The organism is Sphingobium wenxiniae (assembly GCF_007830065.1).
Classification (GTDB): Bacteria; Pseudomonadota; Alphaproteobacteria; order Sphingomonadales; family Sphingomonadaceae; genus Sphingobium; species Sphingobium wenxiniae.
In genome coordinates this window covers 1-14,763 of record NZ_VLKK01000012.1, presented here as the reverse complement: position 1 = coordinate 14,763, position 14,763 = coordinate 1, and the positions used below count along the sequence as shown (strand labels likewise).

The 14,763-nt window shown below is 66.2% G+C and carries 9 protein-coding genes; 6 read left to right on the top strand and 3 right to left on the bottom strand.

Features of this window, described 5'->3' with window-relative positions; translation table 11 throughout:
* Positions 1 to 95: 95 nt before the first annotated feature.
* The 5 genes from IQ35_RS14745 to IQ35_RS14725 all read left to right on the top strand — a co-directional run bounded on the left by IQ35_RS14745 (position 96) and on the right by IQ35_RS14725 (position 6,252).
* Positions 96 to 2,414 (top strand): FtsK/SpoIIIE family DNA translocase, encoded by a 2,319-nt coding sequence (locus IQ35_RS14745; RefSeq protein ID WP_145074439.1) that lies wholly within the window; start codon positions 96 to 98, stop codon positions 2,412 to 2,414.
* A gap of 546 nt (positions 2,415 to 2,960) precedes the next feature.
* Positions 2,961 to 3,599 carry a LolA family protein gene (locus IQ35_RS14740; RefSeq protein WP_021245487.1) on the top strand — a complete coding sequence of 213 codons (639 nt, stop codon included), beginning with the start codon at positions 2,961 to 2,963 and terminating at the stop codon, positions 3,597 to 3,599.
* A 300-nt stretch (positions 3,600 to 3,899) separates the two neighbouring features.
* Entirely contained in the window at positions 3,900 to 4,697 is a 798-nt protein-coding gene (locus IQ35_RS14735; RefSeq protein WP_021245486.1) for an exodeoxyribonuclease III, read from the top strand.
* Entirely contained in the window at positions 4,697 to 5,755 is a 1,059-nt protein-coding gene (gene ribA, locus IQ35_RS14730; protein ID WP_021245485.1) for a GTP cyclohydrolase II, read from the top strand. The genes IQ35_RS14735 and ribA overlap by 1 nt, the downstream gene beginning before the upstream one ends.
* On the top strand, positions 5,752 to 6,252 hold the full coding sequence (locus IQ35_RS14725) for a L,D-transpeptidase family protein (protein ID WP_145074437.1): 501 nt from the start codon (positions 5,752 to 5,754) through the stop codon (positions 6,250 to 6,252). The genes ribA and IQ35_RS14725 overlap by 4 nt, the downstream gene beginning before the upstream one ends.
* A 48-nt stretch (positions 6,253 to 6,300) precedes the next feature.
* Here IQ35_RS14725 and IQ35_RS14720 read toward each other — a convergent pair whose 3' ends face one another.
* Positions 6,301 to 9,063: a [protein-PII] uridylyltransferase gene (locus tag IQ35_RS14720; protein ID WP_145074434.1), complete on the bottom strand. Its 2,763-nt coding sequence runs from the start codon at positions 9,061 to 9,063 to the stop codon at positions 6,301 to 6,303.
* An 11-nt stretch (positions 9,064 to 9,074) separates the two neighbouring features.
* Positions 9,075 to 11,726 (bottom strand): DNA mismatch repair protein MutS, encoded by a 2,652-nt coding sequence (gene mutS, locus IQ35_RS14715; protein ID WP_145074431.1) that lies wholly within the window; start codon positions 11,724 to 11,726, stop codon positions 9,075 to 9,077.
* A 122-nt stretch (positions 11,727 to 11,848) separates the two neighbouring features.
* Between mutS and IQ35_RS14710 the strand changes: the two genes are divergently transcribed.
* Entirely contained in the window at positions 11,849 to 14,110 is a 2,262-nt protein-coding gene (locus IQ35_RS14710) for an NADP-dependent malic enzyme (protein ID WP_145074428.1), read from the top strand.
* 254 nt (positions 14,111 to 14,364) lie between these two features.
* Here IQ35_RS14710 and IQ35_RS14705 read toward each other — a convergent pair.
* Positions 14,365 to 14,763 (bottom strand): CoA transferase (locus IQ35_RS14705; RefSeq protein WP_199739965.1); only part of this gene is annotated, 399 nt, incomplete at its 5' end.

Genomic DNA, 14,763 nt, shown 5'->3' with positions numbered 1-14,763 from the left:
CCGGTTCGGGACGAGCCGATAGGGCGGACTCTTGACGCGGACTCCCTGCTCGGCGCATTGTGCCGAAACGGAACATTTGGGGGACATAGCAAGCCATGGCCGTGAGCCGCGGAATCAAGCGCACGCCGGAATGGCGCGAAATGCTGAAACGCAGCCTGATCCGCAGCGGGGCGCTGATCGGTTCGATCGCGCTGTTGCTGGCCACGCTGTTCCTGGCGCTGGCGCTGCTCAGCTATACGCCCAGCGACCCGTCGATGAACACGGTGGCGGGCGATCAGGTGCGGAACGTGATGCAGCTTCCCGGCGCATGGACGGCGGATTTCCTGCTGTGGCTGCTGGGCGTGCCCGCCGCGCTTGTGCTGCCGCTGATGGCGATCACCGCGCGCCGCCTGTGGGGCGATCAGGACATGAGCGAGTGGAAGGGACAGTTCGGCAAATGCCTGACCGGCATCGTCCTTGTCGGCCTTGCCCTCGCGCTGTTCCAGCCCGATCCGCTGGTGGGGCTGCCCGCGGGCTGGGGCGGCGTCATCGCCCTTGTCTTCGCCCGCGGCATCATGAGCCTGTCGGCGCAGATTCCCGCCTTTCAGGGCTGGGCCATCGGCGCCCTCGTCGTTCTGACGCTGGTCGCGGGTCTCTATGTCTGGTATCGCAGCCTGGCGCTGGAAAAGCCGATCCTCGCGCTGCGCCGGCCTGCATTGCCGCGCCTCAACCTGCCGCGTCCGGCCTTCGCGCTTCCGGGCCGCGTCCCGGCTGATGAGGATGAGGAGGAGGATGGCGCCGAGCGCGTGATCGCGCCGCGCAAGACCGTGACGAACGAACCCAAACCGCCGATCACCATCCAGTCGCCCAAGCCCGCCCCGTCCCAGCGTCCGGTCGCGCCGGTGTCGCAGGACGACCTGTTCGGCAACAGCTCGCTGCCATCGCCCGACCTGCTCAATCCCATCCCGGCGGGGCAGGGGCAGAAGATCGACAAGGCCGCGCTGGAGCGCAATGCGCGCCTGCTCGAAAGCGTGCTCGACGACTTCCATGTGAAGGGCAATATCGTCGAGGTGCGCCCCGGCCCGGTCGTCACCATGTATGAGCTGGAGCCCGCGCCCGGCATCAAGGCGAGCCGGGTGATCGCGCTCGCCGATGACATCGCCCGCAACATGTCCGCGCTGTCGGCCCGCGTCGCGACGATTCCGGGACGCACGGTGATCGGCATCGAACTGCCCAACGCCAATCGCGAGGGCGTGTCCTTCCGCGAACTCATCACGTCGGAACAGTTCGGGCAGGAAGCGACCCTGCCCATCATCCTGGGCAAGAACATCTCGGGCGAGCCGATCATCGCAGACCTCGCGCCCATGCCGCACCTGCTGATCGCGGGCACCACCGGGTCGGGTAAATCCGTCGGCCTCAACGCCATGATCCTGTCGCTGCTCTACCGCATGACGCCCGATCAGTTGCGGCTCATCATGATCGATCCCAAGATGCTGGAACTGTCGACCTATGACGACATCCCGCATCTGCTCTCGCCGGTCGTGACCGAGCCGAGCAAGGCGATCCGGGCGCTCAAATGGGCGGTGGAGCAGATGGAGGACCGCTATCGCATGATGGCGTCCATCTCCGTCCGCAACCTGGCCAACTATAATGAGAAGGTGCGCGCCGCCAAGGCCAAGGGCAAGCCGCTCGGCAGGCGGGTCCAGACCGGCTACGACCCGGAAACCGGCAAGCCGATCTATGAGGAGGAGCAGCTCGATTTCCAGCCGTTGCCGCAGATCGTGGTGGTGGTGGACGAACTGGCCGACCTCATGATGACGGCGGGCAAGGAAGTCGAATTCCTGATCCAGCGGCTTGCCCAGAAAGCCCGCGCGGCGGGCATCCACCTGATCCTCGCGACGCAGCGCCCCTCGGTCGACGTCATCACCGGCGTCATCAAGGCGAACCTGCCGACCCGGATCAGCTTCTTCGTGACCAGCAAGATCGACAGCCGCACCATCCTGGGCGAGCAGGGGGCGGAACAGCTGCTGGGCAAGGGCGACATGCTGTACATGCATGGCGGCAAGGGGCTGATGCGCGTGCATGGTCCCTTCGTGTCCGACGACGAAGTGCGCGTGGTCGCCGATCACTGGCGCGCGCAGGGCCAGCCCGACTATATTTCCGCCGTCACCGAGGAGCCGGAGGAAGGCAGCTTCGCCCTGGACGGCGTGGACCTGGGCGACGACAGCCCGGACGCCCAGCTCTACCGCAAGGCGTGCCAACTGGTGTTCGAGAATCAGAAGGCGTCGACAAGCTGGCTCCAGCGGCAGTTGCGCGTCGGCTACAACAGCGCGGCCCGCCTGATCGAACGGATGGAGGAGGACGGGCTGGTCGGCGCCCCGAATCATGTCGGCCGACGGGAAGTGCTGCGGGATGAAAACGGAAACCCGCTCTAACCAAAGGCATATGAATTTACCTGCCGGTGCTTTTCTTCCCATTTTTAATGTTTGCAATCAGGCCTTTACGTGAGCGGTTGCAAATTTTGCAATTGCTCTCCGTTCCTTCGCAGTTGCGGGAGAGGAGAACATCCGCCAACAGGAACGGGCCTTTCAGGCATCCTCTCCTAAAACTTTTCCAGGGCTGGTCTTCGGATCGGCCCTTTTTTTTTTGGCGGATTGAGCAGCTTGTAAACCCGTGCTGAATATCGGGTTTGGGTGAAAGGCGGACATAGCCATTCGTCATGCCAGCGAAAGCTGCCGTCGCAAGATTGCGGCAATCGCCTTTTGCATGGCCGGACGGCCCCTGCCTGCGGATCGGCGGGAACAGCCAGGTTCACGGCGGGTTCAAGCCGGACTTCCTAGAGCCTTTTTTCAGTTGACGCTCTATCGTCAACGGCCCGAAGCTGGAGGCGTGCGGCCAGATGCGGCAACCAGCGACGAGAATGTTTCCGGCCAAAGGGAAAAGCTTCAGGCTAAATGCCCTCAACCTATGGAGAAAAATGCATGAAGCGGGTGATCGCGCCTTTGATCCTGGCCCTGACCGCAGCGCCATTCGCCTTGCCGGTCGCGCCGGTCGCGGCCCAACAGCAACCTTCCGACCTATCGCAGGTCAATGCCTATATCCGCGCGGTCACGACCATGACCGCCGATTTTTCGCAGACGGATCGCAACGGCCAGACCCTGACCGGCCAACTGACGCTGAAGCAGCCGGGCAAGATCCGGTTCCAGTATCAAAAGGGCGTGCCGCTGCTGATCGTGGGCGACGGCAAGGCGCTGACCATGATCGACTATGAAGTGCGGCAGGTGCAGCGCTGGCCGATCGGCAATTCGCCGCTGGGCGCGTTGATCGATCCTTCCAAGGACCTGTCGAAATTCGGCAAGGTGATCCAGACCGGCGATCCCAATGTCCTGTCCGTCCAGGCGCGCGATCCCAAGCGGCCGGAATATGGCACGATCACCATGATCTTCAATCGCGATCCTTCCGCCCCCGCGGGCTTGCAGCTTTATGGCTGGGTCGCGCTGGATTCCCAGAACAACCGCACGGCCGTGCGCCTCTCCAACGTCCGCTATGGCGTGCCGGTGGCCGATTCCGCCTTCCGCTGGGTCGATCCCAGGCCGAAAGGCCGCGCGCCGGGCGGCTGAACCGGGCGCGGCATGCGATGGGCGGAAAATCTTCCGGACCGTTCATCTAAGGCTCATATGCGGGGCGCTAACAAGAAATCCACGGCGAGAGACACTATCGGGATTTCCCCCCTGTTACCCGGTTCCTCTCTCGTCGCAAAGCGCTTCAAGGGCGCGATCGAGACCCCCGTTCCATGCCCCCGGAGCGGGGGTCTTACTTTTGGAGGCGCCGGCACGCACAGGCGTCCTCCCGGCGGAGCACCGATGAAGCCGTGGCGAGCCGCCCTTGCACAGCCGCGCATTGGCTCCTAGGGGAACAGCATGCCCCAAACGCTCAGTATCGCTTCCTGGAACATCAATAGCGTCCGTGCCCGGCTCGATATCGTCGAACGGTTCCTGATCGAAGAATCGCCCGACATAGTGTGTCTTCAGGAAACGAAGGTGGTGAACGACACCTTCCCCGCCGGCTTGTTCCGCCAGCGCGGCTATAATCATCAGGTGCTGAACGGCCAGCCCATGCATCATGGCGTGGCGATCCTGTCCAAGGTGCCGATCCGCGAGGATGACCGGCTCGACTGGCAAGCCAATGGCGAAGCGCGCCATGTCGGCGTGCGGCTGGACAATGGCGTGCGGATCGAAAATGTCTACGTGCCCGCCGGCGGCGACGTGCCGGACCGCGAACTCAATCCGAAATTCGGGCAGAAGCTCGATTTCCTGGAGCGGATGATCCAGTGGTCCACGGCGCTGGACAACAAGCCGACGATCCTGACCGGCGATTTCAACATCGCGCCCATGGAATGCGACGTATGGAGCCACAGGCAGCTCCTCAACGTCGTCAGCCACACGCCCCTGGAATGCGAGATACTGGCGCGGTTGCAGGCGTCGAACGACTGGGTCGACATCGGCCGTAAATTCTTTCCCGCGCCGCAGCGCCTCTATACATGGTGGAGCTATCGGGCGCGCGATTGGGCCGTGTCCGACCGGGGACGCAGGCTGGATCATATGTGGATGACGACGGACGTGGCGGAAAAGGCGGTCAGCCATCGCGTCGTCGAACCGATCCGGGGCTGGATGCGGCCCTCGGACCATGTGCCGATCATCACGGAATTCGCCTTCTGATGAGCGCGCGCGACGCCGCCCGAGCCATCGACGCCCTCCGCCGCGGCTGGGCCGTGACGGTGCGGGCGGAGGACGGCGCGCTGCGTTTGATGGCGATCGAGGGGGCGGACGCGGTCACGACGAAGGATTTCGACCCCGTGGGGGAGGCCGATATCCTGATTTCGGCGGCCCGCGCGCAGACCTTGAAGCTGGCCAACCAGATCGCGGCGGCCGATCCCGACATGCCCGTGCTGATCGCGCGCGCGCCGTGGATCGACAATGACGCCGCCATGGCCATCGCCGATCCGGTGCGCGATCTCGCCTCGCCGCTCAAGGGTCCGTTCCTGGCCAAGGCGCTGGCGGCTCCGGCGGCGGCCAAGGCGGCGTTGCGGCTCGCGCGGCTGGCGGGCATCCTCCCGGCCTTCTTCGTGACCGGGGAAGGCGCCTGCGAGGGCGAGGCGAGCGCGCAGGATATCGCCGCCTATGACGATGCCGCGCACCTTGCCATCGCCACACGGGCGCGGCTGCCGGTTTCGGCGGCGGAAAATGCGGAGATCGTCGCCTTCCGCAGTCCCGACGAGCCGCGCGAGCATGTCGCGCTGGTCGTGGGACGGCGCAACGCCGCGCCGCCGGTCGTCCGCCTGCACAGCGAATGCCTGACCGGCGATGTGCTGGGCAGCCTCAAATGCGATTGCGGGCCGCAGCTTCATCAGGCGCTGCACCAGATCGCGGACGCGCAATGGGGCGTGCTGCTGTATCTGCGGCAGGAGGGGCGCGGCATCGGCCTCGTCAACAAGCTGCGCGCCTATGCCTTGCAGGACCAGGGTTTCGACACGGTGGATGCCAATGTGCGCCTGGGTTTCGCCGTCGATGCGCGCGATTTTTCCGTGGCGGCGCGGATGCTGGACCTGCTGGGCATCGGCGCGGTGCGGCTGCTCACCAACAATCCGGGCAAGGTCGCGGGGCTGGAAGCGGCGGGGATCGAGGTGGTGGAGCGCCTGCCCATCATCCTGCCCGCCAACCCCCACAACGAACGCTATCTGGCGACCAAGCGCGACCGCACGGGCCATCAGCTATGACCGTCCTCCGCGTCGACGGCACGGCGCGGCGGCTGCGTTTCGGCGAGATCGCCATGCCTTGCGCCATCGGGCGCGGCGGTGTCTGCCAGATAGCGGACAAGCGGGAAGGGGACGGCTGCACGCCGCTCGGCCGCTGGCCGCTGCGGGGCGTGCTGCTCCGGCCCGGAAAGGCCCAATCCCACGGCATCCGCCTCCCCTGGCGCTGGGTTCGCGACGGCGACGGCTGGTCGGACGATCCCGCCGACCCCGCCTATAATCGGCCCGTCCGCCTGCCCCGCGCCTTTTCCGCCGAAAATCTGCTCCGCGCCGACGATGCCTATGACGTGGTCGTCGTGCTGGGCCATAATGACGCGCCGCCGGTGCCGGGGCGGGGCAGCGCGATCTTCTTCCACCTGTCGGAAGGCCGTCCGACGGCGGGCTGCGTCGCGGTGGAGCGGGCGGACATGCTGCGCCTGTTGCCGATGCTCCAGCCGGGCGACGGGATGGAGATCATTTGAGGGCAATCCGTTCCCGCGCGCCAAGGAGGGCGTGGGATCGCGTCGATTTCAGGCGCGTTCCAGCGTCTTGCTGATCTTGCTTCCCGCCGCCTCCAGCAAGCGGCGCTCCAGCGTCTGCAACCGGCCCTTGCTCTCGATCTTTCCGCCCAGAAGGTCGGTGACGTAGAATGTGTCGACGGCCCGCTCGCCATAGGTGGCGACATGGGCGCTGTGCACCGTCACCTTCGACTGGAAGAGCGCGTTTGCGAGGCTGAACAACAGCGCCGGACGATCCCCGGCATTGACCTCTATCACCGTGAAGCGGTTCGACGCCTTGTTGTCGATCAGCACGTTGGGCACGATCTCGAAGGCTTCGGCCCGCGTGCGGGGCAGGGGCCGCGCCGCCAGCTTGGTGATGAGGCGATGGCGGTTGGCGAGCGAATCCTCGATCGCCCGCTTGATCCGGTCAAGCTGGCCGGGATCGTGGAATGCGCCGCCCAGCGGGTCCTGCACCAGGAAATTGTCGATCGCCATGCCGTCGCGCATCGTGTGGATGCGCGCGTCGATGATATTGCCGCCAGCCAGATGGATGGCCCCCGCGACGCGATAGAACAGGCCCGGATGATCGCTGGCATAGACCGTGACCAGCGTTGCCCCGCGTTGGGGATAATATTGCGCGGCGATGGACAGCGGGGAATCGCCCGCCTCCACTATATGCTGGGCATTGTTGACCAGAATGTCTTCGGGTTCGGCGATCCAGTAGGATTCGGGCAGGCGCTTCCTCAGCGTCGCGAAATCCCGTTCCGGCAGGTCGATTGCGCGGCGCAGCGCCTCCTGCTTGGCGGCGACGCGCTCGCCGCGCCCCTTTCGCTTGTGGCCAAGGCGCAGCACTTCCTCCGCCGCTTCGTAGAGGTCGCCCAGCAATTGCCGCTTCCAGCTATTCCAGACGCCCGGCCCCACGGCGCGAATGTCCACCACGGTCAGGCACAGCAGCAGTTTCAACCGCTCCGGACTCTGCACCGCATCGACGAAATCGAGGATGGTCTTGTAATCGGCCAGGTCGCGCTTGAAGGCGGTCGCCGACATCAGCAGGTGATAGCGCACCAGCCATGACACGGTTTCCGTCTCGGCGGCGGTGAGGCCAAGGCGCGGGCACAGGGTCAGCGCGATCTCCGCGCCCAATATGCTGTGATCGCCGTCGCGCCCCTTGGCGATGTCGTGCAGCAGCACCGCGACATAGAGCGTACGGCGCGAAATCAGCTTCGACATGAGGTCGGTGGAGCGCGGATGATCCTCCTTCAACTCGCCCTTTTCGATGCGGGACAGCAGGCCGATGGCGCGGATGGTGTGCTCGTCGACGGTATAATGGTGATACATGTCGAACTGCATCTGCGCGACGACGCGGCCGAAGTCGGGAATGAAGCGGCCGAAGACCGAGGATTCGTTCATCCACCGCAACACCGTTTCCGGGTCGCGCGGGGATGTCAGCACGTCGAGGAAGGCGGCGTTGGCGCGCGCGTCCTTGCGCACCGCGGCATTGATGAGCACCGCGTCGCGGCTGGCGGCGCGCTTCGCGCTGGGATGGATGGAAAGGCCGTGCCTGTCGGCCAGCGCGAAGATTTCGAGAAGGCGGACGGGGTCCTGCTGAAAGAAATCGTCGCTGGGAAGGGCCAGCCTGCCCCGGTCCAGCACGAACCCGTCCAGCTTCTTGGGACGGCGGAAGAAGGCGGGGATGTAGCGCCGCCCCCTGGGTGCCATCTGATCGTCCAGATGGGCAAGGAACACGGCGGTCAAGTCGCCCACGATTTTCGCGTTCAGGAAATAATAGCGCATGAAGCGCTCCACCCCCGACAGGCCGTGCCGTCCGGTGAAATGCATCCGCGTCGCCGTTTCGAGTTGCAGATCGAAGGTCAGCCGGTCCTCCGCCCGCCCGGTTATGGTGTGCAGATGGCAGCGCACGGCCCAGAGGAAATCTTCCGCCTTCTGGAACTGGCGCAGCTCGCTTTGGGTCAGCAGGCCCACGTCCACCAGATCGGCGACCGACCGCACCCGGTTCACATATTTGCCGATCCAGAACAGCGTATGAAGATCGCGCAGCCCGCCCTTGCCTTCCTTCACATTGGGTTCGACGACATAGCGGCTGTCGCCCATGCGCTTGTGCCGTTCGTCACGCTCGGCGAGCTTTTCCGTGACGAAGGCGCGGGCATTGCCCTGCATCACTTCCGCGTCGAAGCGGCTGGCGGTTTCCTCGTAAAGCGCGCGGTCGCCCCAGATATAGCGCGATTCCAGCAAGGCGGTGCGGACGGTGAGATCCGCCTTCGCCATGCGCATGGTTTCGTCGATGGAGCGGCTGGAGTGCCCGACCTTCAGCCCCAGGTCCCAGAGCGAATAGAGCATGGATTCGATGACCTGCTCGGTCCAGCCGGTCGGCTTCCAGGGTGTGATGAAGCCGATGTCGACGTCGCTATGGGGCGCCATTTCCCCCCGGCCATAGCCGCCCACGGCGATGAGCACGATGCGCTCGCCCGTGCTGCGGTTGCTGGCCGGGTAGAGATAATGGGTGGTGGCGTCGTAGAGCAGCCGCAATAGCTGGTCGATCAGGAAGGCAAAGGCCGTGACCGCTTCGCGCCCGCGCGTCGGCTTGGCTTCGAGGCGGCGGGCGACTTCCTCCCGTCCCGCTTCCAACGCGGCCTTGAGTTCCCGGACGATCTCCCCGCGCAGGCGCATCGTGTCGCCCCGGTGCGCCTGCGCCAGAAGCGTGATGCGGTCGGAAATCGCGCGCCGGTCGATGATGGCGCGGCGCGATCCGAGGGCAGGGAATTGCATCACCATCTGTCTGCTATCTAATCCTCGTTCCGCGCCGCCGCCAGTTGTTTCAGCCGATATATGTGATCGAGCGCCTCACGCGGCGAAAGGGCATCCGCGTCGATGGCGTCGATCGCTTCGCGCAGGGGATCGGCATCCTTTTCCTCCTGCGCGGCGGCGGCGGCGAAAAGGGGAAGATCGTCCAGCCCCGCCGCGATGCCGCCGGTTCTGGCCTTGCCCGCCTCCAGACGCGCGAGCACGTCCTTCGCCCGCTTGAGCACGGCGGCGGGAAGGCCCGCAAGACGCGCGACCGCAAGGCCGTAGCTGCGGTCCGCCGGTCCATCGGCGACTTCGTGCAGGAGGACGAGATCGCCCTTCCACTCCCGCGCGCGGACATTGTGGAGCGAGAGGGACGGCAATGTCTCCGCCAGCCGGGTCAGTTCGTGATAGTGCGTCGCAAAGAGGCAGCGGCATCGGTTCACCTCATGCACCGCCTCCACCACCGCCCAGGCCAGCGCAAGGCCGTCATAAGTGGACGTGCCGCGGCCCACTTCGTCGAGGATGACGAAGCTGCGTTCCGTCGCCTGCGACAGGATGGCGGCGGTCTCCACCATCTCCACCATGAAGGTGGAACGCCCCCGCGCCAGATTGTCCGACGCGCCGACGCGGCTGAACAGGCGGTCGACCAGCGTGAGCGTGGCGACCTGCGCGGGCACGAACGCGCCCGCCTGCGCCAGGATGACGATCAGCGCGTTCTGCCGCAGGAAGGTGGATTTGCCGCCCATGTTCGGCCCGGTGACGAGCCACAGCCGGTCGCTTTCATTGAGGCGGCAGTCATTGGCGACGAAGGGCTGCCCTTCGCGCCGCAGCGCGTCCTCGACCACCGGATGCCGCCCGCCCACGATGTCGAGGCACGGCCCCGCGCCGTCTTCGGCCACGAAATGGGGCCGCTGCCACCCGCCTTCCGCCGCGCGTTCGGCCAGCGCCGCCGCCACGTCCAGCCGGGCGAGCGCATCGGCGGCGCGGGCGATATCGGCCTTGCGCGCCAGCACGGCGGCGATCAGGTCCTCCAGATGCGCGGCTTCGGCCACCAGCGCGTGGGCGCCCGCCTGCGCGACGCGCCCCGCTTCCTCATGCAGGTCGACGGAGTTGAACCGCACCGCCCCGGCGAGAGTCTGGCGATGGGTGAAGCCGCTGTCGGGCTGCATCAGCGCGTCGGCGGCGCGGGCGGGCACTTCGACATGATAGCCCAGCACGCCATTATGCCGGATCTTGAGCGCGGAAATGCCGGTCTGCTCGCGATATCTCGCTTCCAGCGCGGCGATGGCGCGCCGCCCGTCGCCCGCCATGCGGCGCAGTTCGTCGAGCGCGGGGTCGTAGCCGTCCGCGATATAGCCCCCATTGGCCGTCTCCGTGGGCGGGCTGGCCACCAGCGCGCGGGACAGGGCGTCGACCATCTCGCCATGGCCGTCCAGCGCGGGGAGCAATTGGGCGAGCAGCACCGGCTGGTCCGACAGCCTGTCCAGCCGTTCCCGCAGCATCCGCCCTTCGCCCAGCCCGTCGCGAAGCTGCCCCAGATCGCGCGGGCTTCCCCGGCCCAGCGCGATCCGCCCCAGCGCCCGCCCAATATCGGGCAGCGCCCGCAACGCCGCCCGCAACTGGTCGCGCAGGGCGGCGTCATCATGGAAAAGCTGGACGAGGCCCAGCCGCGCCTCGATCACCGCCTGATCCATCAGCGGCGCGGCCAGATCCTGCGCCAGCAGCCGCGCGCCCGCGCCCGTCACGGTGCGGTCGACCGCGCCCAGCAGGCTCCCCGCCCGCGCGCCCGCCATGGTGGCGATGATCTCCAGGCTTTCGCGCGTGGCGGCGTCGATGGCGACATGCGCGCCCCGCGTCTTGCGCAACGGCGGGGCGAGAAAGGGCAGCTTCCCCTTGCCCGCATGGTCTAGATAGCCGATGAGGCCGCCCATCGCCGCCAGCTCCGCCCGGCCGAATTGCCCGAACCCGTCGAGCGTCGCGACCCCGAAAAGGCGCTGCAACGCCGCTTCCGCCCGGCTACTGGAGAAAGCGGCACGGTCGAAGAGATGCGCATCGGCGACCTCTATTCCCGCCCCTTCTGCGACCACCGTCTCGCTCGGCCGCAACCGCGCCAGTTCGGCGGGCAGGTCGGCGGCGCGCAGCGTCATCGTCTCGAAGCGGCCGGTCGAAATGTCGGCGGCGGCAAGGCCGACCTCGTCCGATCCCTCGCCCCCCACGCTGGCGACCGCCGCCAGCATATTGTCGCGCCGCGCGTCGAGCAGCGTCTCCTCGGTCAGCGTGCCCGCCGTCACATAGCGCACGATCGCCCGCGCCACGAGCGCCTTGCTCCCCCGCGCCTTTGCCTCCGCAGGCGTTTCGGTCTGCTCGGCGATGGCGACGCGGTGCCCGCCCTTGATGAGCCGCGCGAGATAGCTTTCCGCGCTGTGCACCGGAACGCCGCACATGGGTATCGGCGCGCCGTCATGCTCGCCCCGGCTGGTGAGCGCGATATCCAGCGTCGCCGCCGCCGCCTTCGCATCGTCGAAGAACAGTTCGAAGAAGTCGCCCATGCGGTAGAAGAGCAGGCAATCGCGCGCTTCGGCCTTGAGCGAAAGATATTGCGCCATCATCGGCGTGGCCTGGGAAGGGGAGTTGTCCTTTGATGCGCGCATCTCTTGCGGATAGCGGCAACGGGCCGCGCAGGAAAGAGCGCGAAAAAGACGTTTCTCGCGCTTGCCCACAAGAGTGCGTTGCCGCTAGGGCGGAGGAGACGAAAGCTGGAGATAGTGAGACGATGACAGACAAGTCGAATGTGGAGTTTTCGGAGCGCGAGGCGCTGTTCTTCCATTCGACCGGACGGCCGGGAAAGATCGAGATCATCGCGTCGAAACCCATGGCGACGCAGCGCGACCTTTCCCTTGCCTATTCGCCCGGCGTCGCGGTTCCGGTGCGCGCCATCGCGGAAGATCCTTCCACCGCCTATGACTATACGGCCAAGGGCAATCTGGTCGCGGTGATCTCCAACGGCACGGCGATCCTCGGTCTCGGCAATCTCGGCGCTCTCGCGTCCAAGCCGGTGATGGAGGGCAAGTCGGTCCTCTTCAAGCGTTTCGCCGACGTCGATTCCATCGACATCGAACTCAAGACGGAGGATGTGGACCGTTTCATCGATGCGGTGGAGCTGATGGAGCCGACCTTCGGCGGCATCAACCTTGAGGATATCAAGGCGCCTGAATGCTTCATCATCGAACAGACGCTCAAGGAGCGGATGAACATCCCGGTCTTTCACGACGACCAGCACGGCACCGCGATCATCGCGGCGGCGGGGGTCATCAACGCGGCGCTGCTGACCGGGCGCGAGATGAAGGACCTGAAGGTCGTGGTGAACGGCGCGGGCGCGGCCTCCATCGCCTGCACCGAACTCATCAAGGCGCTGGGCGTGCCGCATGACAATGTCATCATGTGCGACAGCAAGGGCGTGATCTGGCAGGGCCGCACCGACGGCATGAACCAGTGGAAGTCCGCCCATGCGGTGCGGACGGACGCCCGCACGCTCACCGAAGCGATGAAGGGCGCCGACGTGTTCCTCGGCCTGTCGGTCAAGGGCGCGGTCACGCCGGACATGGTGAAGCATATGGCGGAGAAGCCGATCATCTTTGCCATGGCCAATCCCGATCCCGAAATCACCCCGCCCGAAGCCAAGGCCGCGCGCCCTGACGCCATCGTCGCCACGGGCCGGTCGGACTATCCCAATCAGGTCAACAACGTCCTGGGCTTCCCCTTCATCTTCCGCGGCGCGCTGGACGTGCGCGCGACGACGATCAACGACGCGATGAAGGTCGCCGCCGCGCAGGCCATCGCCGAACTGGCGCGCGAACAGGTGCCGGAGGAAGTCGCCAAGGCTTATGGCAAATCGCAGAGCTTCGGCCCCGACTATATCATCCCCGCGCCCTTCGATCCGCGCCTGATGGAACTGGTGCCCTCCGCCGTGGCGCAGGCGGCGATGGATACCGGCGTGGCGCAGAAGCCGTTCGCCGACATGGCGGCCTATCGCCAGTCCCTGAAGGCCCGGCTCAACCCCACGACCTCGGTGCTCAACTCCGCCTATGAAATGGCGAGAGCCAATCCCAAGCGCGTGGTCTTCGCCGAAGCGGAGGAGGAAGTCGTGCTTCGCGCCGCCATCCAGTGCCGCGACATGGGCTATGGCATTCCCGTGCTGGTCGGGCGGCAGGACGTCTATGACAAGCTCAGGGCGCTGGGCGTGCGCGACCCGGAAAGCTTCGAACTGCATAACAGCGTCAATTCGCCGCTGGTGCCCGCAATGGTCGACATGCTCTATGGCAGGCTCCAGCGCCGGGGCTATCTGCGCCGCGATTGCGAGCGGATGGTCAACCGGGACCGCAACATCTTCGGTTCGCTGCTGCTCAAGATGGGCCATGCCGACGCGATGATCACCGGCATCACCCGTCCCTATGGCCAGACGTTGCGGGAAGTGAAGCGGGTCATCGACCCGGCGGCGGGCCACACGCCCTTCGGCATTCATATCATGGTGTCGAAGAACCAGACCGTCTTCCTGGCCGACACGACCGTCCACGAACGCCCCAGCGCGCAGGAACTGGCCGACATCGCCGAAGGCACCGTGGCGGTCGCCCGCCGCATGGGGCATGATCCGCGCGTCGCCTTCCTGTCCTATTCCAGCTTCGGCAATCCGCCCGGCAGCTTCCTGGAAAATGTCCGCGATGCCATCCAGGTGCTCGACGAGCGCAAGGTCGATTTCGAATATGAAGGCGAAATGGCCCCGGACGTGGCGCTCAATCCCACGGTGATGAAGAACTATCCGTTCAGCCGCCTGTCGGGTCCGGCCAACATCCTCGTCATGCCGGGGCTGCAATCGGCGAACATCTCCGCGAAGCTGCTGCGCGAACTGGGCGGCACGTCGATGATCGGCCCGATGCTGGTCGGCATGGAAAAGTCGGTGCAGATCGCCACCATGTCGTCCAACGCGTCGGAACTGCTGACGCTGGCGGTGCTGGGCGCGGGGGGGATCGCGCTGTAGGGGAACGGCGCGCAGGCCCGCCTCACCCTGGCACATGGCCGGTTGGCTGGATATGTTTCCGGGCGCCGATCAATGCATGGCGGCCTGGGCGGGAGAGAAGAGCGATGCCTGTCACAGAAACCGCGCCCACAGGCGGAGCGATTTCCTATTCGGAGCAGATATGGCGGCTCGCGAAGCAGCGGCGCGATCATTTCGCGAGGTCCTGATCCACCGTCCCGCGACGGGCGAAGATGCCGGTCGGGGACAACCGCAAGTCAGGGGAGGGTAACGCCCCAGGCGCGCAGCCGTTCGGCGCCGCCCTCGCCGCGCCGCGGAGCCGGCCCCTGGATGACGCCGGGGGTACGCGACAGGCGCGGCGCAGGCTGCGGATGATCGATGCCGTCCAGCGTGCGATAGGTTGCGCGCTGCCGATTGTGGGGATGGGCAGGCGCCTCGGCCAGCGACAGCACGGGGGTCACGCAACCGTCGATATCGGCCAGCCGTTCGCTCCATTGCGCCTGGGTGGCGGTGAGGAATATGGCCTCCATCCGGGCGATCAGGGCCTGCGCGTCCGCGGGCCGTCTTTTTTTCTCCTCGTCGGTAAGGCCCAGCGCGTCGGCGAGGGCCGACCAGAACTGTTCTTCTAGCGCGCCCACGGCCATGTAACGGCCGTC

Excerpts from the sequence above, each read along its gene's own strand:
- IQ35_RS14725 (WP_145074437.1), top strand. The coding sequence starts at position 5,752 with ATGACCGTCCTCCGCGTCGACGGCACGGCGCGGCGGCTGCGTTTCGGC.
- IQ35_RS14745 (WP_145074439.1), top strand. The coding sequence starts at position 96 with ATGGCCGTGAGCCGCGGAATCAAGCGCACGCCGGAATGGCGCGAAATG.
- mutS (WP_145074431.1), bottom strand. The coding sequence starts at position 11,726 with ATGCGCGCATCAAAGGACAACTCCCCTTCCCAGGCCACGCCGATGATG.
- IQ35_RS14735 (WP_021245486.1), top strand. The coding sequence starts at position 3,900 with ATGCCCCAAACGCTCAGTATCGCTTCCTGGAACATCAATAGCGTCCGT.
- ribA (WP_021245485.1), top strand. The coding sequence starts at position 4,697 with ATGAGCGCGCGCGACGCCGCCCGAGCCATCGACGCCCTCCGCCGCGGC.
- IQ35_RS14710 (WP_145074428.1), top strand. The coding sequence starts at position 11,849 with ATGACAGACAAGTCGAATGTGGAGTTTTCGGAGCGCGAGGCGCTGTTC.
- IQ35_RS14720 (WP_145074434.1), bottom strand. The coding sequence starts at position 9,063 with ATGGTGATGCAATTCCCTGCCCTCGGATCGCGCCGCGCCATCATCGAC.
- IQ35_RS14740 (WP_021245487.1), top strand. The coding sequence starts at position 2,961 with ATGAAGCGGGTGATCGCGCCTTTGATCCTGGCCCTGACCGCAGCGCCA.